Origin of the sequence: Anaerococcus marasmi, assembly GCF_900290195.1 — a bacterium.
Taxonomy (GTDB): Bacteria; Bacillota; Clostridia; order Tissierellales; family Peptoniphilaceae; genus Anaerococcus; species Anaerococcus marasmi.
In genome coordinates, this window is the sequence record NZ_OLMF01000005.1 from 150,441 (window position 1) to 174,566 (window position 24,126).

At 36.0% G+C, this 24,126-nt stretch carries 23 protein-coding genes; 19 read left to right on the forward strand and 4 right to left on the reverse strand.

Features of this window, described 5'->3' with window-relative positions; translation table 11 throughout:
• Positions 1 to 48 precede the first annotated feature (48 nt).
• The 12 genes from C7D97_RS10320 (at position 49) to C7D97_RS10375 (ending at position 10,364) form a co-directional block, all read left to right on the forward strand.
• Complete coding sequence (locus C7D97_RS10320) at positions 49 to 948, forward strand: YybS family protein (protein ID WP_105301994.1); 900 nt, start codon at positions 49 to 51, stop codon at positions 946 to 948.
• Positions 941 to 2,950 carry a DHH family phosphoesterase gene (locus C7D97_RS10325; RefSeq protein ID WP_105301995.1) on the forward strand — a complete coding sequence of 670 codons (2,010 nt, stop codon included), beginning with the start codon at positions 941 to 943 and terminating at the stop codon, positions 2,948 to 2,950. Before C7D97_RS10320 ends, C7D97_RS10325 begins: the two co-directional genes overlap by 8 nt.
• Entirely contained in the window at positions 2,928 to 3,377 is a 450-nt protein-coding gene (gene rplI, locus C7D97_RS10330; protein WP_105301996.1) for a 50S ribosomal protein L9, read from the forward strand. The genes C7D97_RS10325 and rplI overlap by 23 nt, the downstream gene beginning before the upstream one ends.
• Positions 3,377 to 4,708 carry a replicative DNA helicase gene (gene dnaB, locus C7D97_RS10335; RefSeq protein WP_105301997.1) on the forward strand — a complete coding sequence of 444 codons (1,332 nt, stop codon included), beginning with the start codon at positions 3,377 to 3,379 and terminating at the stop codon, positions 4,706 to 4,708. Before rplI ends, dnaB begins: the two co-directional genes overlap by 1 nt.
• Entirely contained in the window at positions 4,701 to 5,255 is a 555-nt protein-coding gene (locus C7D97_RS10340; protein WP_105301998.1) for a GNAT family N-acetyltransferase, read from the forward strand. The genes dnaB and C7D97_RS10340 overlap by 8 nt, the downstream gene beginning before the upstream one ends.
• The gene (locus C7D97_RS10345) at positions 5,245 to 6,006 is read left to right on the forward strand and encodes a DnaD domain-containing protein (RefSeq protein ID WP_105301999.1); all 762 of its coding nucleotides are present in this window, start codon (positions 5,245 to 5,247) and stop codon (positions 6,004 to 6,006) included. Before C7D97_RS10340 ends, C7D97_RS10345 begins: the two co-directional genes overlap by 11 nt.
• Entirely contained in the window at positions 5,996 to 6,955 is a 960-nt protein-coding gene (locus C7D97_RS10350) for an ATP-binding protein (RefSeq protein ID WP_105302000.1), read from the forward strand. Before C7D97_RS10345 ends, C7D97_RS10350 begins: the two co-directional genes overlap by 11 nt.
• Before the next feature lie 2 nt (positions 6,956 to 6,957).
• Positions 6,958 to 7,614 carry an NAD(P)H-hydrate epimerase gene (locus C7D97_RS10355; protein ID WP_105302001.1) on the forward strand — a complete coding sequence of 219 codons (657 nt, stop codon included), beginning with the start codon at positions 6,958 to 6,960 and terminating at the stop codon, positions 7,612 to 7,614.
• A gap of 164 nt (positions 7,615 to 7,778) precedes the next feature.
• Positions 7,779 to 8,477 carry a YveK family protein gene (locus C7D97_RS10360; protein ID WP_105302002.1) on the forward strand — a complete coding sequence of 233 codons (699 nt, stop codon included), beginning with the start codon at positions 7,779 to 7,781 and terminating at the stop codon, positions 8,475 to 8,477.
• Between the two features lies 1 nt (position 8,478).
• Positions 8,479 to 9,129, forward strand: coding sequence for a CpsD/CapB family tyrosine-protein kinase (locus tag C7D97_RS10365; protein WP_105302003.1), 651 nt, complete (start codon positions 8,479 to 8,481; stop codon positions 9,127 to 9,129).
• Positions 9,130 to 9,906: a tyrosine-protein phosphatase gene (locus tag C7D97_RS10370; protein WP_105302004.1), complete on the forward strand. Its 777-nt coding sequence runs from the start codon at positions 9,130 to 9,132 to the stop codon at positions 9,904 to 9,906.
• Positions 9,903 to 10,364, forward strand: a complete 462-nt coding sequence (locus tag C7D97_RS10375) for an SH3 domain-containing protein (protein WP_105302005.1) — start codon at positions 9,903 to 9,905, stop codon at positions 10,362 to 10,364. The genes C7D97_RS10370 and C7D97_RS10375 overlap by 4 nt, the downstream gene beginning before the upstream one ends.
• A gap of 295 nt (positions 10,365 to 10,659) precedes the next feature.
• Here C7D97_RS10375 and ymfI read toward each other — a convergent pair whose 3' ends face one another.
• A complete protein-coding gene (gene ymfI, locus C7D97_RS10380) occupies positions 10,660 to 11,388 on the reverse strand; it encodes an elongation factor P 5-aminopentanone reductase (RefSeq protein ID WP_105302006.1) in 729 nt (242 codons plus the stop codon).
• Between the two features lie 80 nt (positions 11,389 to 11,468).
• Between ymfI and C7D97_RS10385 the strand changes: the two genes are divergently transcribed.
• From C7D97_RS10385 to C7D97_RS10400, 4 genes are all read left to right on the forward strand, one after another.
• A complete protein-coding gene (locus C7D97_RS10385; RefSeq protein WP_105302007.1) occupies positions 11,469 to 12,305 on the forward strand; it encodes an aldo/keto reductase in 837 nt (278 codons plus the stop codon).
• 286 nt (positions 12,306 to 12,591) lie between these two features.
• Positions 12,592 to 13,188 carry a TetR/AcrR family transcriptional regulator gene (locus C7D97_RS10390; RefSeq protein ID WP_105302008.1) on the forward strand — a complete coding sequence of 199 codons (597 nt, stop codon included), beginning with the start codon at positions 12,592 to 12,594 and terminating at the stop codon, positions 13,186 to 13,188.
• Positions 13,185 to 15,239 (forward strand): efflux RND transporter permease subunit, encoded by a 2,055-nt coding sequence (locus tag C7D97_RS10395; protein ID WP_105302009.1) that lies wholly within the window; start codon positions 13,185 to 13,187, stop codon positions 15,237 to 15,239. The genes C7D97_RS10390 and C7D97_RS10395 overlap by 4 nt, the downstream gene beginning before the upstream one ends.
• 9 nt (positions 15,240 to 15,248) lie before the next feature.
• Positions 15,249 to 17,552, forward strand: a complete 2,304-nt coding sequence (locus C7D97_RS10400; protein ID WP_105302010.1) for a YhgE/Pip domain-containing protein — start codon at positions 15,249 to 15,251, stop codon at positions 17,550 to 17,552.
• 138 nt (positions 17,553 to 17,690) lie between these two features.
• Here C7D97_RS10400 and gltA read toward each other — a convergent pair whose 3' ends face one another.
• Complete coding sequence (gene gltA, locus C7D97_RS10405) at positions 17,691 to 19,082, reverse strand: NADPH-dependent glutamate synthase (RefSeq protein WP_105302011.1); 1,392 nt, start codon at positions 19,080 to 19,082, stop codon at positions 17,691 to 17,693.
• Positions 19,075 to 19,911: a sulfide/dihydroorotate dehydrogenase-like FAD/NAD-binding protein gene (locus C7D97_RS10410; protein ID WP_105302012.1), complete on the reverse strand. Its 837-nt coding sequence runs from the start codon at positions 19,909 to 19,911 to the stop codon at positions 19,075 to 19,077. Before C7D97_RS10410 ends, gltA begins: the two co-directional genes overlap by 8 nt.
• A 114-nt stretch (positions 19,912 to 20,025) precedes the next feature.
• Between C7D97_RS10410 and C7D97_RS10415 the strand changes: the two genes are divergently transcribed.
• The 3 genes from C7D97_RS10415 (at position 20,026) to C7D97_RS10425 (ending at position 23,734) form a co-directional block, all read left to right on the forward strand.
• Positions 20,026 to 21,795 carry an ABC transporter ATP-binding protein gene (locus C7D97_RS10415; RefSeq protein WP_105302013.1) on the forward strand — a complete coding sequence of 590 codons (1,770 nt, stop codon included), beginning with the start codon at positions 20,026 to 20,028 and terminating at the stop codon, positions 21,793 to 21,795.
• 378 nt (positions 21,796 to 22,173) lie between these two features.
• On the forward strand, positions 22,174 to 22,941 hold the full coding sequence (locus C7D97_RS10420) for a J domain-containing protein (protein WP_105302014.1): 768 nt from the start codon (positions 22,174 to 22,176) through the stop codon (positions 22,939 to 22,941).
• A 7-nt stretch (positions 22,942 to 22,948) separates the two neighbouring features.
• On the forward strand, positions 22,949 to 23,734 hold the full coding sequence (locus C7D97_RS10425) for a threonine/serine exporter family protein (protein ID WP_105302015.1): 786 nt from the start codon (positions 22,949 to 22,951) through the stop codon (positions 23,732 to 23,734).
• Between the two features lie 114 nt (positions 23,735 to 23,848).
• Here C7D97_RS10425 and C7D97_RS10430 read toward each other — a convergent pair.
• On the reverse strand, positions 23,849 to 24,126 hold a 278-nt coding region (locus tag C7D97_RS10430; protein WP_158679143.1), incomplete at its 5' end, for a transposase.

Consider the following 24,126-nt stretch of genomic DNA (forward strand, 5'->3'; position numbering starts at 1 on the left):
GATAGAGTAAAATACTTATAGCTTAATTTATTAAGTGAAAGGAAATTTATGGATATTAATGAAAATTATAAAAAAGTAATTGAGCCTATTTTTATGGTGGCTTTGATAAGTATACTGATATTTTTATCAAATGTATCATTATTAATGCTCGCTACAGGGCCAATTCTTTTGAGTATTTATATTTTTAAATACGGATACAAGGGTTTTTTATTAACTTTTGTGGGGACTTTTATCCTAGGGCTCTTGTATATGGATATAAAAGATTTGATACAAATAGTAGGCTTGATATTTCTGATGAGTTTATGCTTTTATCTACCGATTAGATATCAAAAAAACGACAAGCGTGAGATTCTAACGGTATTTATTCTTATAACTCTAGTCCTAGTCGCATCATTTAGCTATGGTTTAGTAAAAGAGGGTCTAAGTCTTGATTATCTTGCAAATGAAATGAAGGGGATAATCGATGAAAGCCTAGAATACGACTTGCCGGTAGAATATATTAAGCTAAGTATAGGGCTTTACCCAAGCTTTTTTGCTTTTTTTTCTTTTATCTACTCTTTAGTTGGCATAAAACTTATTAGAAATTATGTAAGTATTAAGCTAGATTTAGTAGATGACCTTAAGAAAGCTAACGAGCTTAGGTTGGAGTATAAGGATATATTAGTCCTTGTAGCTTTGGCAGGACTTTCCTATCTATCAGCGCTTTTATTTAAGCTAGATATGAACTATGTTAAGCTTAATATTACAGGAATTATCCTAGTTGTTATAGCCTTTAATGGCCTGTCAGCCTACGATTATATGATATCAAAATCATCTATTCCAGTATCTAGAGGATTTCAGTGGTTTTTCATCATTATTTTATTGGAATTTTTGCTAATTTTTTTCGTGATTTTAGGATTTATTGATATAATACTAGATATAAGAAAGAAAAGGAGCTTAAATGAATAAAGAAGATGTATATGTGGGTATGGAGAATGTCATTGCTATAATGGCTCTACCAGTCCTAGCTTCCCTTGTTATATTCTATTACAATCAGATACTTGGATCGATTGCGATTATCCTAACTATTGTCCTCTTTTTCTTTTTAAGAAAGATAAACAGAAAGAAGAAAGATGACTTTCAAAACTATGTAGATGAAATGAATGTATCCTTTGATATAATCACCAAAAATGTAGTTTTTGAGATGCCCTTTCCTATTGCCATAGTAGAAGATGATAGGACTATTAAGTGGCATAATACTTATTTTAGGGATTTGTTTGACAAAAAATCGATCGTAGGAAGTGATATAGAGAAGTTTATTCCAGATTTTTCTGATGTTGACTTTAAAGAAGATGGTATGACTCTTCCTAGAAACATCAGTATAGGTGGAAAGATATTGCAATTTTATTATCAGACTATAACTAACGAAGAAAATGGTAAGACTCAGACCTTCCTTTATGGGATTGATAATACTTACGACGAGTCTATTAAGCAGCTTTTTAAGGATAAGAGGCTAGTATTTTATTCTGTATTTATAGATAACTACGAAGATATCAGAAATTCTACAGAATCTGTCGACAGACCCCAGGTTCTGGGAGAAATTGATAGAGTTATCAATGAATACTTTAAAAAGTACAATTGCTTAATCCGTAAATACGAAAATGACAGATACATGATTATAAGCGAGTATCAAGATTACAGGGATATCTATGAGACTAAATTTTCAATCCTTGACGAGGTAAGAAATATTGAAAAGGGAAATACCCTCCCACCAACCCTATCAATTGGGGTAGGAATTGCGGGGAAAAACCCAACAGATATTTACTCTGATTCTAGAGAGGCTGTAGATATTGCCCTATCACGTGGAGGAGACCAGGCTGTTGTAAAGCTTGAGGATAATTACGAATACTTTGGTGGAAAGACTAGAGCAATAGAAAAGACTAGCAAGGTTAGATCTAGGGTAATATCCCAAGCCCTAAGGCGAATGATCCAATCATCACCTGATATCTTCATAATGGGACACAACAATCCCGATATGGATTCTTTCGGCTCATCTCTTGGAGTCTATGAAGGGACTTTTGATATGGGAAAAGAAGTCTATATCGTATTAAATGAAGTAACAAGACCAATTGAGAATATGTACGATAGGGTAACTACAGAGCTAGATGAACTTAAGGGAAATATCCTAACAGAAAGTGAAGCTTTAGCAAAGATTAGTCCCCAATCGCTTATAATAGTAACAGATAACCATAGGAAGAATTCTACTGAATCGCCAGCTCTTCTTGAAAAGAGCGATAATATATTCATTATCGACCATCATAGAAGAGGCAAGGATTATATAGAAAATGCTACTATTTCTTATATAGAGCCTTACGCATCAAGCGCATCTGAGCTTGTAACAGAAATCTTGTCATATCTAGACGAAGACTTTAAGGCAAGGACTCCAATAGCGGAAAGTCTCCTTGCTGGTATAACAGTAGATACCAAAAACTTCGTCTACCAGACTGGTGTTAGAACCTTTGAGGCAGCCTCAGTTCTTAAAAGATGGGGAGCCGACTCTGTTTATATCAAAAGAATGTTTAAAGATGATTTTGAAATAGTAAAATATAAGTCAGAGGTTATAGCAGATTCATTTATAGTCAATGATTTCATAGCCATAGCCCACTTCAAAAGAGATATCGATGGATCAACACTAATAGCTTCTCAAGCGGCTGATGATCTGTTGAATATAAAGGGAGTTAAGGCAAGCTTTGTCCTTACTATATCCAATAATAAAATTCACATTTCAGGTAGAAGCTTAGGCGATATATCGGTACAATTAATACTAGAGCGTATCGGAGGCGGTGGTCACTTAACAGCTGCTGCTACCCAACTAGATATGACTATGGAAAAAGCTGAAGACATGTTAAGAAAAGCAATTAATGAATATTTAAGAGAGGAAGAAGAAAATGAAAGTAATACTAACAGATAATATTGTAAGAGTTGGAGTTAAGGGAGACCTTGTAGATGTAAAGCCAGGATATTTTAGAAATTACCTTGATCCTCAAGGAAAAGCTGTAAAGGCAACAAAAGAAAATATGGCTGAGCTTGAAAAAATGAGAGAAGAGCTAAGGGCTGAAGAAGCAGAAAACAGAAAAGAAGCTGAAGCTCTTAAGGAAAAAATCGAAGCTTTAACAATCACAAAGAAGGTTAGAGTTGGAGAAGATGACAAACTATTCGGATCAGTTACAAACAAAGACATTGCTGAAAGCCTAGCAGAAGAAGGAATCGAGATCGACAGAAAGAGAATCGAAGGTGTTGAAAAAATCGAAGGTCTTGGAGAATTCGTTCTTAATGCAAGACTTTATGAAGGAGTAAATGCTGATCTTAAAGTTAATGTAGTAGCTGAGGAAGCTTAATGACTGAGGGCCTAAGGCCCCTGCCAAACGACTTCTTAGCAGAACAAGCTATAATCGGAAGTATCCTTGCCAAAAACGAGACTTTCGATAGTGTAAATCAAATTATAAAACCTGTAGACTTTTATGATTCTAGAACTCAGAGGATATATAAATCCATCCTAAAGATGTTTGAAAAAGACATCAAGGTAGATGAGATTTCTCTTATATCCCAGTTAAAGAATGAAAATATATTACAAGAAGTTGGAGGGGAGGAGTTTATCACTGAGATTACCCTCTCCTCATTTTATACTCCAAATATCGATACATATGCCAAATCAGTCAAGGAAAAATCTATTCTAAGAAGTCTAATAGGGGCAAGTGAGGATATTATCGATCTAAGCTACAGGCATGATGACAAAATCGACTCTATTTTATCAGAAGCAGAAGCCAAAATATTTGAAATATCCCAGGACACACACAACCAGGGGCTAGTTAGATTATCTGAAACCATGAGCGAAACCCTCCAGATGATAAACGAACTAACCCTATCTGACGGAGAGATTACTGGAGTAACTACAGGTCTAGAGACAGTAGATAACAAGCTATCAGGGCTTCAAAAATCTCAGCTTATCCTTCTTGCAGCCCGTCCAGCTATGGGTAAAACTGCCCTAGGACTTACTATCGCATGGAATGCTTGTAAAGCAGATAAGTCTGTTGCTTTTTTCTCTCTTGAGATGAGTACCTACCAGCTTAATCAGAGGCTTTTGTCTATGGTATCTATGGTAAATCTAGAAAATATTATAAGCGGTTCCATAAGAGATGAGGACTGGCAGCTTTTAATCCATGCCACCAAAGAGATTACCAGTAAGGACATATATGTTGACGAAACTCCAGGAATCACCCTATCTGAGATGAGAAGTAAGCTTAAAAAATTAAAGGCTGAATCAGGTCTAGATCTTGTAGTAATCGACTACCTACAATTGATGCAGGCTGACGGTAGACAAGAGAACAGGCAAAATGAAATCGCCTCAATTTCTAGAGGACTTAAGTCTCTATCGAAAGAGCTCAACTGTCCTATTTTATCCCTTGCCCAGCTATCTCGTGAGGCCGATAAGAGGGCAGACCATAAGCCAATCCTATCAGATTTGAGAGAATCTGGTGCAATCGAGCAAGATGCGGATGTTGTTATGCTCTTATATAGGGAAGATTATTACGACGAAGAAGATAATCCAAATGTCGCAAAGCTTATTTTTGCCAAGCACAGAAACGGTGCAACTGGAACAGTCGAATTATTTTTCAACAAGCCATGTACAACCTTCAGAGACTTCACCAATAGAGAAAAAAATGAATAGAATATATCTTGAAAAGATTGATATCGAAACAGCATTTTTGGTTAAAGAGTGGACAGACTTCAAAGATCCGAGGCTAGTTGGCTACAACTATTCCTCTCTATCTGATTTTGAAATAAAAATCTGGTACGGGTCTATCACAACACCGAGGAAGAAGTATTTTGCAGTCAAAAGATATGAAGACGATAGATTCATAGGTTTTATTGGTCTTAAACAAATTAATCCAATCACTAAAAAGGCTAAGCTTGGTATAGTCTTCGACAGTGCCTATACATCGATGGGCTACGGGTCTGAAGCTATTGATTTACTTTTAGATAAGGCTTTTAGAGACTATAAATTAAAAGAAGTAAGTCTTGATGTTAATTTATTTAATGAAAGAGCATACAAGGCCTACAAGAAGTGTGGCTTTAAAGATGATTGTGAATTAACAGAAGTTTTTGAAAATCAAAACATAGACTTTGACCCACGCTATTTCACTTACAAATCAGGACTGATTTATTCGAAAATACTAACAATGAAAATAAAAAAGGATGACTATTATGGACTTTAAGATGCAAGATTTAAAACTAGATATGGGAACTACTCCTCTAGAGAATATGTTTCTAAATACCTATGTACAAATGGCTGATGGAGACCAACTTAAGGTCTACCTTTTGATTTATAAGGATTGCTACAATTACCGCAGGGTAGATAGTGCAAAGATTAAAAGGCAACTTAGATTTTCTGATGAAAGATTCGATAAGGCTGTCGATTTTTGGGTTAATATGGGAGTATTTAGGCAAAAGAGGGCCGACAATGGGACAGATTTTATAGAAATTGTTTCCCTAAGACAAATGTATTTTGGTGATAGTGAGGATAATGAATCTACAGAAGCCGCCTACGACCTTGCCCAAAGAAAGTCAATTATGTTTTCAAATATCGAAACCATCATAGAAAGAAGTCTAACACCTGCAGATATTACAAGGATTCAAGAAGCACTACTAGAATATAATTCTGATCCTGAGCTTGTAACCGAAGCTTTTAGACAAGCGAAAGCTTCTGGTAATGTCGATGTTAAATATGTAATTGGTTTTGTAAAAACCTGGCGTGACCAAAACATCAAAAGCCTAAATGATTTGAGGATGAAAGAGGAAAGAGATAAACTTGTAAGGAAGAGATCTCCTCGTAAATACAGGAGAAATCCAGCATCAGCTAGGAAAGAAGCGAGCGATAATGACGAGATTTCATCCTTTATCCAAAGAAGAAAAGAAGAAAGATTCAATAGAATTATAAATCAAAGGGGTGAGGATAATGACTCCTAGTCAAAAAGCTAGCGCCATACTCGAAGAAAGAAGGAAGAGTGATAAGAGAAATCAGCAAAAAAGAATTAGGGAAGTCTATGAGAAACTCCCACAGATTAAAAGCTTAGATAAACAGATAAAAGAAATTGGCTTTACAACTCTTTCTCTTATTACTGAAGGGGTCGATACTAGGGATTTGGAAAATAAAATAGATCATCTAACTAATGAAAAAAAGAGGATTCTAAAGGAAAATGGCTATCCCCTAGACTATATGGATATGCGTTATTTCCATGACAAATGTAAGGATACAGGCTTTATTGGAACTAAGATGTGCTCTTGTAGGAAACAATTAATAATCGATCAAAAGTACGACCAATCCAATATCAAAAGCCAAATCACCGAGGAAAACTTCCAGTCTTTTAATATCAACCTATTTTCTAAAAATACTAACAGGGTCTATGGAGTTAGCCCCTACGAAAATATGGAATATATAATTAGAGAGGTTAGAAAATATATAAATAACTTCGCTTTCGAGACTAGAAATATTTATATCTACGGAGATGTTGGCAGGGGAAAGACCTTCCTAATCAATTCCATAGCCAAGGAGATCCTAGATAGGAACTTTTCTGTAGTCTATATGACTTCTACCAAACTCTTTAAATTCCTAAACGACTATCATTATGCCTTCGAGGATAGGAGAGAGAATCTAGAAGAAAAGTACAGGTTGATATTCGATTGTGACCTTCTAATAATAGATGACTTGGGAGCTGAGTCTACCCGTCCAGCAGATAGGTCCAATCTCTTTGATGTGGTTAACGAGAGGATGAATGATGGTAGGCCTATAATATTTTCATCCAATATAGATGAAGAAGGACTAGAAGAGATTTACGGGCCTAGGATTTTCTCGAGAATTATGGGCAATAATAGCAGGATTTTTGAAATATTTGGAGAAGATTTAAGATTGAGGTAAAAATGCTTGTTATAGATAGTAAGACTATGAAAAAAATTGACCAATATGCCATAGATGTACTTAAGGTTCCTTCTATATGCTTAGTAGAGAGGGCAGCCCTTGCTGTGATTAAAAATATTAATCTCGAAAAAAGGACCTCCTTTGCTATTGTAGTAGGAGTGGGAAACAACGGAGCAGATGGCCTTGCTATTGCAAGAAACCTCCTAGCTATGGGAAGATATGTAGAAATCTATATAGTGGGAGATCTTAATAAACAAAGTCAAGACTTTAAACTAAATCTAGATTCTTGTAAGCGTCTTACAGATAAAATCTTTGAGCCAAAAAGCATAGAAGACCTTGCTATAATGGAAAAGAATTTAGAGGAAGTCTCTACTATAATTGATGCTATCTTTGGCACAGGATTAAACAGGACCGTAGGGGGCATGCATTCCTACATGATTTCTCTTATAAATAGAACTATGAAGTATACAATCTCTGTCGATATTCCCTCAGGTCTTGATGGAGATTCTGGAAGAAATTGGGGAGAAGTCGTAGATAGTGATCTTATAGTTTCTATGCAAATAATGAAAAAAGGCGTCTATGAAAAGAACCGTTTCAAGGATAAGTGCATAGTAGAAGATATTGGCATACCACAAAAGGCGATTAGAGCGATTTTGTAAATTTAGAGCGAGCTTGGATATAATATTTAAGCGAGCTTTTTTCTTTTCTAAATTTGTAGGGAAAATGTAAAATATATGTTGAAATTTTAGGGATTTTAGTATAAACTATAAGATGGATATAAATATGAAGATTTTATATTTTATTATAAACAAGGAGAAATTAAATGAATGAACAAGAAATTGATTTGATTGAATTGTCTAAGAAGATTGTAAAGCATCTTCCTATGATTATTATATGTTCTATTATATTAGGAGCGGCAAGTTTTCTTCTATCTAAGTTTGTCATCACTCCTAAGTATGATTCAAACACAACAATGATAGTTAGCAATTCAAATCAAAACAACGATCCAAACAATCCGCAAACTAACGTAGAACTAGGACAAATTCAAGCCAACAAGGCCCTAATATCTACATACTCAGAGATAGTTAAGTCAAAGGGAATTGCTGAAAGAGTAATAAATAATCTAGGACTCGATATGGACTATGAAGAGTTTTCTTCTAAAGTTTCAATCGAACCTGTAAAAGATACCCAAATTATTTCTGTAAAAGTTGTAGATACAATCCCAGAAAGAGCTATGGATATAGCAAATGAAACGGCCAATATTTTTAAATCTTCTATTGGTGAAATTATGAATGTTGACAATGTCCAAATTCTCGATGGGGCAATCCTTCCAGAGGAAGCTTCTTCACCAAATATCAAGAAAAATACAGCAATTGGTATTATTCTTGGTTTTGTACTTGGTATAGCCGTTGTTCTATTTAAGGAAATAGCAGACTCATCTGTCAAGTCAAGCGAAGAAGTTACAGAATATTTCGATATACCAGTTATTGGTATAGTGCCAGATAGTGAACAAGGAAATTAATATGAGTAGAAACAATTATTATAGTGCTTCCATGTATGACGAAGCGATTCGTTCTGTAAGAACTAATATACAATTTAGCAGTTTGGATAAGAAAAACAAGGTAATATCTATCACTTCTACCAAGCCTGCCGAGGGAAAGTCCACAGTTATCTATAAACTTGCCAAGTCCTTTGCTGATAATGGAGATAAGGTTATACTTCTAGACTGTGATCTAAGATCTCCTTCTATTTCAGAGATTGCAGGAATTAACGACAATGTTGGCATTACAAATTATCTTACAGGCAAGGTCAATATCCAAAGGGCTATTAACAAAGATAGAGAACAGTCAAATCTCGATATGATCTTCACAGGACCTGTTCCTCCAAATCCTGCAGAGATATTAGCATCAAATACATTTAAGGAATTCGTAGAGGATTTGTCAAAAGAATACGATTATGTATTTATTGATACACCTCCAGTGGGCCTATTTACTGATGCATCACTAGTATCAACTATAAGCGATGGTGTTATCTTTGTTATCAAATCTTCTGATACTAAGAGGGAAGATATAGCCTTAGCCCTTGAGAATCTAAAAAAGGTAGATGCCCACATCCTAGGAGCAGTTCTTACCCATATGCCAATGAAAGAAAAGAAATACGGGAACTATTATTAGATGATAGATATTCATAACCACATAATCTATGGAGTTGATGATGGATCTAGGAGTCTTGATGAAAGTATGAAGATGGTAGATCTTTATATGAAGGCAGGATTTTCCGAAATAATCGCTACAAGTCATTTCGATAGGTCAAGATATATGGTAGATCCCTCTGAGATCCGAGAAAAGGTTGAGATTTTAAATAAAACAATAGAGGCTAAGGGACTTTGCTTTAAGATTCACCCAGGCCATGAGATACAGGTAGAAGCTGGGATGGAGAAGAAGTTAAAGTCAGGCGAGCTTTTAACTTTGAATGATTCTAGATATGTTTTGTGTGAGTTATCCTTTGTAAATAAACCGAATTTCTTGGAAGAACTATTTTATTCTCTAGGACTTGAAGGATACGTGCCAATCATTGCCCATGCAGAAAGATATCCCTATGTAGAAAAAGATATAGATTGGCTTCTAGACTTTATAAAAAAGGGAGCCCTAATTCAGATTAACTATTCATCTATCAAGTCACACAAAGAAATAACCAAGACCTTACTTGAAAGAAATATGGTCCACCTTATAGGAACTGATGCCCACCAGTCTGAGTGGAGAAGTCCTGAAATCACTAGCTATAAAAAAGAGATTATTGAAATTATAGGGGAAGATAAGTTCAAAGAGCTATCTTATACAAATCCTTCTCTTATTATAAATGATCAGTTTATCTCTAGTGAATACGACAAGGTTAAAGTTAATAAGAAAAAAGAAAAGAAAAGTATATTTAATTTTTGGAGAAGAAGATGAAATTAAAATATATAATCTCTTCTGCCCTTATAATCCTAAGTCTTGCTTCTTGTAACAAAAAGGAAGAAGATTACCAAGCTAAGAATGTAAAGGTTGAGTCAGTCTTTGACAAGGTTGAAAATACACCGAAAGATGCTCCAAAGGATGATAACAATCCTAATCCAGATGAAAATGCGGGAGAAAATCAAGCGAATCCTAATGGAGAAAATCAAAATAATCCTAACGAGGATAAGAAGGCAGAAGAAGCAAATAATAAAAAGAAATACAAGACACGTGATATTACAAATATGAGATCTAATCCAAATACGGAAGAAGATAACGTACTTGTAGCAGTTCCAGGAGGAAGGGAATTCGAAGCCTTAGAAGAGACAAATGCCGAAGACGGTGTATGGATTAAACTAAACTTTGAAGGAAATACCGGCTTTATCAGAAAAGACCTCTTGGATGAAGTAAATTAGACCGCTAGAATTAGCGGTTCAGAGAGTAGACGAAGTAGCTTTAATTTAAATTTATTTTATAGTTAAGTTACCCTTATCTCGACTAAGTGAGTGAAACGAACGCATGGAGAGATCTCATTAGATTTCTCCACTCACTCCGTACTCTGACTCGTTACTTAGTAACTTTTCCGTGCTTCGCACTAGTCAGAGGGGTAAATAGCCAATTCAATGGCTATTTACCTGGTCGAAATTAGGGTGATTTCGATTTTGTCTACATTCTAGACCCCTAGAATTAGCGGTTTTTGCTTACTCAATTTTAATAAAATCCCCCATTAATATTTACGATTTCACCTGTTATATATTTAGCCTTGTCAGAGATTAAAAACTCTACTAAATCTCCTATCTCTTCTGGACTTGCGAACCTATTAAGACCTACTTCCTTCTTAAGTTCCTCCAATTCAAAAGGCTCGAAGTCATTTCTCATCATATTCGTATCTACAATACCACATGCTATGGCGTTGACTCTTATATTCATAGGGCTAAGCTCCTTGGCTAGGGATTTGGTAAAGGAGTTGATAGCACCCTTACTTGCTGCATATGCACTTTCCATACTCGCTCCTACTTCTCCCCAGATGGAAGACATATTAATAATTACTCCATCTCCTCTACTTAACATTTTTGGGACTGCTCTTTTGGAAGTAAGAAAGACTGAATCTAAGTTAGTAGCAAGAATCTCCTTCCATTTATCGAACTTTGTATCTTGGATTAGGGAAAAGTGGGATATGCCTGCGTTATTAATTAAAATATCGATATGGCCGAAGTTACTTTCTCCTATCTCAAACATTTTCTCTACTTCATCTTCCTTACTAACATCTGCCTTTACAGCAATCACAAAGGGATTTTCTTTCCTGAGTTCGTTAAGAAGCTTAAGAGCAGCTTCCTCGCTTTTATTATAATTTATTATAATTTTATAATTCTTATTAAGCTTCCTACATATGGCAGCTCCAATACCACGTGAGGAGCCTGTTACTAATACTGTTTTCATATCTATATTCTATCACAAAATCTTGTAATTAAGATAGGGCTCTTTGGGTATCAATAGAGAAAGAGAAGAAAGGATTAGATATGAAATATTACACACTTAATGACGGACTAAAAGTTCCAGCAATGGGCATGGGAACTTATAAGATAGAAGACGAAAAACTAATGGAAGAAGTAATTCAGGCAGCTCTTGAACTAGGTTATGAGTATTTTGATACTGCAAAATACTACAACAATGAGGCCTACATAGGTAAGGCTTTGGAAAATGCTCCAGCTAAAAGAGAAGATTATATGCTAGCAACAAAGGTTTGGCCAAAAGACTTTGGGATAGATGAGACCAAAAGATCGATCGATGAATCCCTTAAGGACCTAAGGACAGATTATCTAGATGTAATCCACCTCCACTGGTTTGGCAAGGATTTCGATAAGGCTTGGAAGGTCTTTATGGATTACAAAGACCAAGGAATAGTTAAATCAATTGCTGTATGTAATTTCATGCCAGAACAGTTGGTGAAACTGCTCGAACTAGGAGAAGCTCCATCAATGGACCAATTGGAAAGTCACCTCTTCCTACAAGATCCAGAGACTAGGGCCTTCCTTAAGGAAAATAATATAAAACATCAAGCATGGAGCCCACTTGCAAGGACTAGGGGAGGCTTACTTGATGAAGAAATCCTAAAAGAATTGTCTGATAAGTACAATAAAACTCCAGCCCAAATAGCCCTAAGGTGGAATATTGATCAAGGAACAATGATAATTCCAAAGTCAGTTCACGCTAAAAGACTTAAGGAAAATATTGATATTTTTGATTTTGAGCTTGAAGAATGCGATATGCACGCCCTAGCAAGCCTTGATAGGAGACAAAGATTCTCCAATGATCCACTAGATGAAGATTGGTTAGAAGAAATTAGAAATATGTAAGGAAATTCCAATTTGATAGCGATGAATAATACGTTAGATGATATGAGAAAAATTAGTCCTGCTGTAAAAACTTTGGTCCATTTTTATCATTTTGAAAGCAATATATGATTGATGGTTCTTATTTGCTAAAATTTAATATGTAGTTAGAAATACCAGAGAATTTATTTCTTTGGTATTTTTTTAATAAAAAATTTACAAGAAAAGTTGAACAACGTTCATTAGGGCGTATCATATACTTGTAGCAATTAATGAACGGCGTTCATTTTGAAAAAATTGGAGTGATTATATGGTAAGTTTTACGAACGACAAGGGAAAAGCTATAATGGAGGCTGCCCTTAGGATTTTCAAATCGAAGGGAGCTGATAATACTTCCGTAAGAGATGTGATGAAGGAAGCGGGCTTTGGCTTGGGGACCTTCTATCTTTACTATTCCGATAAGAAGGATCTTAAGGAAAAAATAGTCCTAAATATAGCCAAGGATATTATTGTTAAGGCGGAAGATAGCTGTAATCAGGAAGATCCTATCGAAAGATACATATACTTTCTCGATTATATCATCGATTATCTCATAGCTCATCCTTTCGAGCTAGACCTTGTGAGTAAAAATATCACCTGGGCCCTCTACACTAAGATTGAAAATGATGAAAAACTCAAAGAAGCGGAATCATCCTTACATTTTATTCTTAGTAAGTATGAGAATCTCTTCACAGGAGATTATTCCGAAAGTCAGAAGCTCTATATACTTTCTTTGACCCTAGAAATTGTAATGAGTACTTGTAAGAGTGCTACAATGGATGAGTCGATTTTGACTATTGGAGAGATGAAGCCGGTTTTGTATGCTAATATTAAAAAAATGTTTAATAGAACAGGAGAGATACAATGAAAAAGATAACAAAGTTTATTTCACACCATCCTAGACTTGTGTTATTAATAATGACTTTATTATTGATACCATCTTGGATAGGATATAAGAATACAGGTGTTAACTATGATATCTTGTCATATTTGCCATCTGACCTTGAAAGTACCCAGGGCCAGGAGATATTAGATAAAGATTTCAAAAATGCAGCTACAGGTATGCTGATTCTTAAGGGCGATGATTATGATGCAGACAAACTTAAGGAAGAGATACTAAAGATTGAGGGAGTAGAAGATGTTATTTCAAAATCTTCTATAGTAGGAGATAGCTTTCCAAGTGAGTTTTTACCTGATGAGTTAAGAGATGTTTTCTATGCTGAAGATTCGACCATGCTTATGGTTAAGTTTAGCGAAAGCTCTTCTTCATTTACGACAATGCAAGCTATAGATCAGATTAAGGCTATTGAGTCAAAAGAGAAATTTTTGAGTGGTATATCCTCTTTAGTTAAGGATACAAAGGATTTAATAGATCACGAAACACCTATATATGTAGGACTCGCGGTAGTGCTCGCCTTGATCGTCCTAAGTTTTACAAATGAATCGACTATTATACCATTTCTTTTCTTATTAAATATTGGCTATGCGATTTTGTATAACTTTGGAACTAATGTTTTCTTAGGAGAGATTTCTTATATAACGAAGGCTATAGCGGCAGTTTTACAGCTTGCTGTTACGACAGACTACTCAATCTTCTTATATCACAGATATGCAGAAGAAAAGAAAAGACGTGATTCAAATAACCTAGCCATGGATAAGGCTATGCAAAAGACTATAGCATCAATCTTTGCTTCATCACTTACAACTTTTGCAGGATTTTTAGTACTTATATTGATGAGGCTGGGACTTGGTAAAGATATCGGCCTTGTAATGAGTAAGGGTGTACTTCTTGGACTAATTTCTACAGTAGTAGTATTGCCACCAATGATATTAATATCTGAAAAACTAGTAGAAAGATTTAATCATAGGGTATTTCTACCATCTTTCGAGAAGACTTCAAATCTTGTCCTAAATCACAAGAAGACATTTTTCATAGCCTTCTTGATACTTTTTGTACCAGCTATTTATGGAGCACATAATACAGACCTTTACTACAATCTAGATAGATCTCTTCCAGCAGATCTTGATTCGATTGTAGCCTTAAACAAGATGAAAAAAGATTATGACATGGCTTCAACCCACTTTGCTGTTGTAAGCGATGATTTAAGCAAGCAAAATATCAATGGACTTGTGGATGAACTTGATAAGGTAGATGGAATAAATAATGTTTTAGGTTTAAATTCATTAACAGGACTAACTCTTCCAGATAGCGTTCTACCAGATAAACTAAAAGATAATTTCCACAAAAATGGCTATCAAATGCTTATGATGAATTCTAAGTATCAAACAGCATCTGATGAAGTAAATAAACAAGTTGATGAAATTCACAAAATAATCAAAGAACACGATCCTGATGGATATCTTACAGGTGAGGCAGTCCTTACAAAAGACCTTACGACAATATCTGATAGGGACTTCAAGATGGTAAACATAGCATCAATTGCGACTGTATTTGTAATATTAGCATTTGTGTTCAAATCACTTGGAATTCCTATAGTTTTAATAGCAGTTATCGAACTTGCTATACAAATCAACATGGGTATCCCATTCTATTTAGGTCAGACAATCCCATTTGTAACATCAATCATAATAGGTGTTGTCCAATTAGGATCTACAATCGACTACTCTATCCTTATGATGGACAGGTTCTTGGCAGAATATAAGAAAAGTGGAGATGTAAACAAGTCGCTTAAGCTAACAGTAAAGGAAGCTTCAAAATCTATTGTAACTTCAGCCCTATCATTTATGGCTGCGACAGTAGGTGTAGGCTTGTATTCAAAAATGGAAATAGTTTCAACAATATGTATGTTCTTGGCAAGAGGAGCTATAATAAGTATGCTTTCAATAATACTCTTCCTACCAGCCATAATCAGCATAACATTTCCATTTATCAAAAAGACAACTAAGGGATTAAACTAGGAGGAAAATATGAAAAATAAACTTGTAAAAAGCCTATCTGTAGCACTCGCAGGGTCAATGCTTGTGACAAATGTTGTTTTTGCAGATGGGACAGTTAAGAAAAACGAAACCGTGTATGTAACACAAGAAGAAAATCAAATAAAAGATAAGACAGCATCAATCTGGATTAACTCAGATGGGAATGTAAAGGTTAAGGATAAGTCAAATCTTAAAGATATCAAAAACCTAAAGACGGATGAAAAGATAAATCCAAAAGATGGATATATAAACTGGAATGAAGATAGCAAGGATGTCTACTATCAAGGACAAGCAGAAGAAGACCTTCCTGTAGATATTTCTGTAAAATATTTTCTAAATGGTAAGGAAATTAAGGCAAAAGACCTAGAAGGAAAATCTGGTCACCTAAAAATCGAAATATCAGCTAAGAACAAAAGAAGCGGAATGGCTACAGTAAATGGTAAAGAACAAAAGGTATTTTCACCATATCTAGTACTTGCTGAGATTAACTTCGATGAAGATAAGGTTACAAATATAAACACAGACGACGGCAAGGTCGTAAAAGATGGTAAAAACGAAATTGTAGCTGGAGTTCTCGCACCAGGACTTAGACAAAACTTTAAAGAAATCCTTGAAGATGATAAACTCGATAAGTTCAAGGATAAGATCGAGATGGAAATGGATGTAAAAGACTACAAGCCTACTGAGGTCTATGCAGTAATTACAAACGAACTCTTCCAAGATTCCGCTAATATTTCATCCCTAGATGATCTAAATAAGGGAATAGATGAGCTTGAATCAAATGCAGCAAAGCTTGTTGATGGATCAAATCAATTGGCAGATGGGGGTAATAGATTAAATGATGGTATAGGTCAGTTAAGCAACGGAGCAAGCGAGCTTTCTGCAGGTTCTGGCAAAATCGTATCATCTTTCGATCAAATGGCTAATGCCTTTGCGGACCTACCTAACCAAGTCGAAACAATGACTTCAGCAATTGACATGTTAAATAATGGAGGAAGCAGTCTAGATCAAGGTATCAACCAATACACTGCCGGAGTTAATAAGGTTAATGAAAATATGCCAAAGCTTACTGAAGCTAGTAGACAACTAGAAGCTGGAGCAAGTGACCTAGACGATGGTCTTTTAAAACTAGATAATGCAACATCAACACTAAAAGAAAAAGTGGGAATGGCTGATGGTAAAGAAGATTTGGGCAAATTTACTGAGTCCATGACTGAACTAAAGACAGGACTTGATAGCCTATCAACAGGAATTGCTCCACTAAGTCAAGGAGTAAGTGAGCTTAGCCAAGGATTAAGTAAACTTGAAGACTCAAGCCGAGAGCTAAGTGGGGGAGTTAACAATCTTCAATCTTCCACTCAAAACATGCCAAGTCTTGATCAAAGTTCAGCCGATCTTACAGCCCAAGCTCAAGCAATTGATGCAGTAATAGCAAACTTAGAAGAAAATAACGAAGATGGAAATCTTACTGGTCAAATCGAAAGCCTAAGAGCTGTTAGAGATAATCTCTACCAAGAAAGTGAAAGCGTGGCTACAGCTGGATTCGCTTATAGTCAAATCTCAGAGTCTCTTGCGGTCCTATCCCAAGGAGCAAGCGAGCTTAGCGGAGGAGTTAGCGAAGCTTATAAGGGAGCAAGTGATATCGATGAGAAATTAAAAGCATCATCAGAAAAGATGATTACAGCTTCAAATAGTCTTGCCACAGGAACTGAAAAAATAAGCCAAGGATTTGATAAGAGTAATCTAGCCAAATTACAAGAATCTATAGTAATGCTCGATGAAGCTACAGGAAAACTAAAACAAGGATCAGCTAAACTTAAAGAAGGAACTAGCCAAAATAGGGCAGGAGTTGAAAACTTAGCAGCTGCTGTATCTGAACTTGACGGTAATTCTCAAAGACTAAGAGAAGGTAGCTCAGAATTATCAGGAGGATTGGCACAATTTGCCGAAAGAAGCAAGGCCCTCTCATCCTTAGGAAATATCAATGAAGAAGCTATTAACCCAATGGCAGCAGGTCTTAACCAACTAAATGACGGAATAATGAAGCTAGACTCATCTACTAAAGAACTAAAAGACGGAAGTGACCAATACATGGCTTCATTTGAAGAGTTTAGATCTGGCCTAAGCGAATACAAGGCAAAAGGAATAGATGAAATCGCCAATAAAACTTCTGAAGTAAACGAAATTTCAGAAATCCTAGATAAAATGAGTAAGCTTGCTAAAGAGAATAATTCAATTACAGGCACAAGCGATGACTTCGAAACAAGATCTAGGATAATTCAAAAGATCAAATAATAATCAAGAACCTACGAAAGTGGGTCAGAGCGTAGACAAAATCCAAAAAAGCTCTTTAAGCTTTGATTAAATCTCACTTATCCATAATTGTTTATTATGAAAAGTGTATGACTTAATTAGCTTAAAAGAGCTTTTGTCTTACTTATCTTTTTCACTTAAATACTTATCTATATTTTCTGCGGCTTTTTTACCTGCTCCCATGGCAAGAATAACTGTTGCAGCTCCACTTACTGCATCTCCTCCAGCAAAGACAGCTTCCTTTGTGGTCATGGTCCTATCATCTATTATAATTCCACCCCAGCTTTCTGTATCTATATCTGAGTTGGTGTTTTTGATAAGTGGATTAGGTGATTGGCCTATGGCGATTATTACAGATTCAAACTCGCTTTCTTCAAATTCTCCTGTAGCTACAGGACGTCTCCTACCAGAGCTATCTGGCTCTCCTAATTCCATTTTCTCAAGTTTTACCTTCTTAACCCAGCCGTTTTCTCCTATGATTTCTACTGGATTGTGAAGATTCATAAACTTGATACCTTCTTCTCTGGCATGGTGGCTTTCTTCGATTCTTGCAGGCATTTCTTCGAAGCTTCTCCTGTAGACAACAGTTACATCAGCTCCCATTCTCTTGGCAGATCTTGCTGCATCCATCGCCACATTTCCTCCACCTACTACACAAACTTTCTTTCCTATATGGACTGCCGTGTCATATTCAGGGAACTTGTAGGCCTTCATGAGGTTCATCCTTGTTAGAAATTCGTTAGCTGAATATACTCCATTTAAGTTTTCTCCAGGAATACCTAAAAATCTTGGAAGACCTGCTCCAGTAGAAAGGTAGATCGCTTCAAAGCCTTGATCGAAGAGGTCTTTTATATAAATTGTCCTTCCTACGATCGTATTAGTCTGAAGTTTGACACCTAGGCCTATTACGTTTTTAAGCTCCTTTTGGACGAGCTTTTTAGGAAGTCTAAATTCTGGTATACCATACATTAAGACTCCTCCAGCTGTGTGAAAAGCATCGAACATAACTACTGAGTATCCCCTTTTGGCAAGGTCAGCTGCAGCTGAAAGACCAGAAGGGCCAGCCCCTACTACTGCGACTTTCTTGTTTATGCTAGTTATTTCGACTGGCTTGTTGTATTTTTTATTATTTCTATAATCTGCAACGAATCTTTCAAGTCTTCCAATTCCAACAGGCTCGTCTTTTATGCCTCTAGTACATTTTCCTTCACATTGGACCTCTTGTGGGCAGACCCTACCGCAGATTGCAGGAAGATTGTTGGTCTCTGCTATCTTTCTGTAAGCCCCGTCTAGGTCGTCTTCAAGAATCAAATGGATAAACTCTGGGATTTTTACTCCTACTGGACAACCTGATACACAAGGCTTGTTTTTACATTGGACACATCTGCTAGCTTCTTCTTTGGCCATTTCCAAGGTATAGCCAAGGCTTACCTCGTCGAAATTTTTATTTCTTACATCAGGGTCTTGTTCTGGCATTGGAACTTTCGTCTTTGCCATATTAAACTTAGCCATTTCTTACCTCCCCTGTTAGCTTGCATATATGTTCACGCTCTTCTGTGGCGTAGTTTCTTGATCTATTCATAGCTTCATCGAAATCAACCAAGAAGCCATCAAAGTCTGGGCCATCTACACAAGCAAACTTCATTTCGCCTCCAACTGTAAGCCTACAACACCCGCACATGCCTGTTCCATCAACCATTATAGAGTTCATGGATACAGTTGTAGGTATATCGTGAGGTTTCGTAACATTTACTACATTTTTCATCATGATTGCTGGACCAATAGTAAGGACGTGGTCGTATTTTTTTCCTTCTTTTATGAGATCTCCTAGAACTTGGGTTACAAATCCCTGTCTGCCATAAGATCCGTCGTCTGTTGTTATGTATAAATTATCTGAAGAAGCCTTAAGCTCATCTTCTAGGATTATTATATCCTTATTCTTAAAGCCCATTATCACATCGACATTAGCTCCGATTTCATGAAGGTATTTGGCTTGTGGATAGGCAATAGCTGTACCCAAGCCTCCTCCAACTACACAAACATTTTTGCCTTTTAGATAATCAAGCTCGGTAGGCTTTCCTAGTGGACCTACAAAGTCGAGGAAGCCATCTCCTGCCTTTAAGGCATTCATCCTCATTGTAGTACCGCCAACGATTTGGACAATAATAGTTACATTTTCATCATCTGTTGATGAGATGGTAAAGGGAACTCTTTCGCCTTTCTCATCAAGTCTAAGAATAATAAACTGGCCAGGCAAGGCTTTTTTTGCAATAGCTGGTGCCTTGACGACAAATTTAATTGTATTATCATTTAGATTAGTTTTTTCTATAATTCTTGCCATAAGATCCTCCTAATATAATATTATCAAATACTAAGCTAATTTACAATAAGGGTGCAAAAGTATAGGGAAACAGTAGAGTATATATTATTGATATTATTGAAAGGAAGGAGAAATATGACAGAGAAAAAATACACTAACAAGTATTTGCTTAAAAGATTTATACCTTATTATAAACCTTACAAGAAAATACTTACTATAGATTTGATATCGGCTGCTCTTACAACCATAAGTCAGCTAGTCCTTCCTCTATTGCTATCCTACTTAACAGATTGGGCTCAGTTAGGCCTTCTCGATATGCCTAGGCTAGGAAAGGTCGCTCTAATATACCTTGCGACTAAGTTTATAGAGGTTGTGTCAAGATTTATCATGCAATCCTATGGCCACATCATGGGAGCATTTATAGAAAAAGATATGAGAGGGGACGTCTTCTCCCATCTATTGACAATGGATACGGAGTTTTTCAATGAGGCCAAAATTGGCCAGCTTATGGCAAGGATGACTACAGACTTAAACGAGATTACAGAATTCTCCCACCATGTACCGGAAGAATTCTTAGTAGCAGCTATTAAGCTTGCTGTATCCTTTGTAGTCCTTCTAACTATCAATTGGCAACTTTCCTTAATTATATACATTCTAATACCAATTATGTATATATTTTCTAGAAAATCTAGGCAGAAGTTTAGACAGGCGACTATGAATACAAGAAAGCAAATTGGTGACATAAACTCAGGGATCGAGGATACCCTTCTTGGAATCAATGTTGTAAAAAGTTTCGCCAATGAGAATATAGAAAAGGAAAAGTTTGGCAGAGAAAATGAGAAGTTTGCTGATATCAAGAAGGATCAATACTTCAATATGGCCAAATACTTCTGTGTCAAGGATGCTTTTTCTGGCTTTATGTATGCAGTATTAATCCTTGTAGGAGGAATTTTTGTAATCCAGAAGACAATAACTGCAGGAGATCTTATTGCCTTTACAATGTATTTAAACATGTTAGTTGCAACTATCGAAAGGCTAATTAACTTTACCGATACCTATGAGAGAGGAACAACTGGTATTGAAAGATTTGTCCAAATCATGAATCTCGATAGGGATATATATGATAAGGATGAGGCAAGAGATTTAGAGGACGTTCAAGGAAAGATCGAATTTGACCATGTTTATTTCAAATACCCTGAGACAAAAGAGGAAGACCCTTATGTCCTAGATGATATGTCCTTTACAATTGATGTAGGAGAAAATATAGCCTTAGTTGGGCCATCTGGTGCAGGAAAGACCACTATATCCAAGCTAATCCCAAGATTTTACGATGTAGATAATGGTGCTATTAGAATCGATGGGGCTAATATCAAAGACCTAACTATAGATTCTTTAAGAGATAATATAGGGATAGTCCAACAAGATGTCTATCTTTTCAGTGGAACAATTAAGGATAATATCAAATACGGTAAGGAAGATGCTACGGATAGAGAAATCGAAAAGGCAGCAGAGCTTGCAGGAGCCTTGGAATTTATCAAGGACCTACCATATGGCTTTGATACCTATATAGGAGAGCGTGGGGTTAAGCTTTCAGGTGGACAGAAGCAGAGAATATCTATAGCCAGAGTATTTCTCAAAAATCCACCAATCCTAATCCTAGATGAGGCGACTAGCGCCCTTGATAACAAGAGCGAGGCGATAGTTCAATCATCCCTAGAAAAACTAAGTAAGGGAAGAACAACCCTTACCATAGCCCACAGACTTTCTACAATAATAAATGCAGATGAAATCCTAGTCTTAACTTATGATGGCATTGTAGAGAGAGGAAACCACAAGGACCTCCTTGCCAAAAAGGGAGTCTACTACAATTTATATAATTCAAACAATACGGACTTGTTTGGGTAAAAAGAAGCAGGAAAATCTGTTCATAGTGTAGAAAAAGTAGATTTAATTAAAAATTTTATATATTTAATTTACCCTTATCTCGACTAGTTAAATGTGCCTTAATTGGCACATTTAACCCTAAAACTAATAGTTAAGTCATATTTACTATTAGATTTTAGTGTGAGTGAAACGAACGCGCGGAGAGATCTCATTAGATTTCTCCGCTCACTCCGTTCGGTCGAAATAAGGGTGATTTTTAGATTGTCTATATTCTCAGCAGGGAGACCTGCTTTTTATTTGGAGACTTTTAAGTAAAGTAGTTTCTTAACAAACTTTACTTAAAGGCGATGATTTTATTAGCTTCAAGTCGTATAATCCTATAATAGATAAGGAGATAATATGGGAAAATTTTTCGGTAAGATTTTACATTTACTTGCCACTATTTTAGGCAGTATATTTAATTTATTAATAAACATAATGAATGTAATAACCATGACTTTTGAGGGAATCAGACAATTACTCATGCTTATATTTTTATTTGGTTGTTCGACATTTTTCTTCTTTCCAGTTTTGGCACTGGCCATACCAAGGAAATGGCGGACGGTTATATTTATAATATTAATCATTCCAATCCTTGGCCCAAAGTTCATATCCATGCTCAAATACGGAAACTACACCCTAACAGAGTGGATGTATGATAGGGCGGATTCCTTGATGACAGGAAGAAAAGTCGGCTATGATTCTATTTCTGATTATTCTAACAAGTATAAGTTTGAAAGAGAAGAAGAAAGAAGAAGGGCTGCCGAGGAAGCTGCAAGAGCTCGTCAAGAGGAGATGAATAGAAGGTTCGAGGAAATGTTTAGGGGATTTACCTACACTAACATGAACCAAGGAAATTGGAATTCCTATAATACAAATTCAGGCTATAGCAATATGACAAATGACCATGGCTTTAAGGAAAAGTACGAGAAAGCCTGCAATGTGCTTGGAGTAGATTATCAAACAGATATCTACCAAGTTAAGCTCAACTATAGAAAGCTTGCAAAAAAATATCACCCTGATATAAACAAGGATCCAAGTGCAACAGAGAAATTCCAGGAAGTAAACGACGCCTACAAATTCTTGACAGAAGAAAATATCAATAAGTACAAGACGAACTACAGATGAGGTAATTATGACTACTGAAGCAATATCTAGCTTAGATCAGGCTGTTATCCTTTCAGAAATCGCCTCCAACGCTGGAGCTATAATGCTAGCCAATGGAGCAGAAATTTATAGGGTGGAGGATACGGTAGAAAGGATAATAAGAAGCAAAAAAAACATTAAAGACGTAGATGTTTACTCTACTGCTAATGTTATAGTCTTATCTTTTTCCTTCAACCAGGAAATTCACACCAATATCAGAAGAGTAAAGTCTAGGACCTTTAACCTCTACTATATAAATAAGGTTAACTCATTTTCAAGAGAATTTGTTAGTGGCAATTACAGTCTACAGGAAGCCCTAAGAGAGTTAAATAAAATAAAGGCAGATCCTGGTTACCCACTAGCCTTTCAAATATTTGGCTCAGCCCTTTCTGCCGCTGCCTTTACAATACTATTGGGAGGAAAAATAACTGATATGCTAATTTCTTTCTTAGTAGGATTTGTATCATATATAGTAAGCTTTCAGTTTCAGGAGGCAAAGTTCGGATTCTTTTTGGTAAACTTTATTGCAGGTCTCGTAGTAAGTTTAATCACAGTATCATTTAGACTCTTCCTACCTTATATAGCAGTAGATAAAATAGTCATAGGATCGATGATGGCCTTCCTTCCAGGAATCACCCTAACAAATGCCATGAGAGATTTGATGAGTGGGGATGTTACTAGTGGACTTACTGGAGCTACAACAGCAATCTTAGTTTCCACAGCCCTTGCCCTGGGAGTTGCTATGCCAATAACTATAGCAGCCTACATTAGATAAGACCAGCTATCAAATGTCAAGAGAAAATAAAAAATAATTAATCTTGTAATTTGTGGCACACCAAACAAGCCTAAAAATTAGGCTTGGAAAAATTAAATAACAATTGAATAACAACTAAATATTAGGTATGTAAGCTTTGTTATCCCTCAAAACAGCAAAAATAATGTTAGTAAGTTTTCTAGCAACTGCACCAATAGCTGTACCATGAGCTTTACCTCTTTGTCTAAGTTTTTGATAATACACAGACAAAGCAGGATCCTTAAAAGCAGCAACACTAGCAGCAAGCCAAATAGCACGTCTAAGATAAGGAGAACCACGTTTAGAAATCTTAGTATCGGTAGCATTAAAATTGCCAGATTGCTTAACAGCAACATCTAAACCAGCATAAGCAA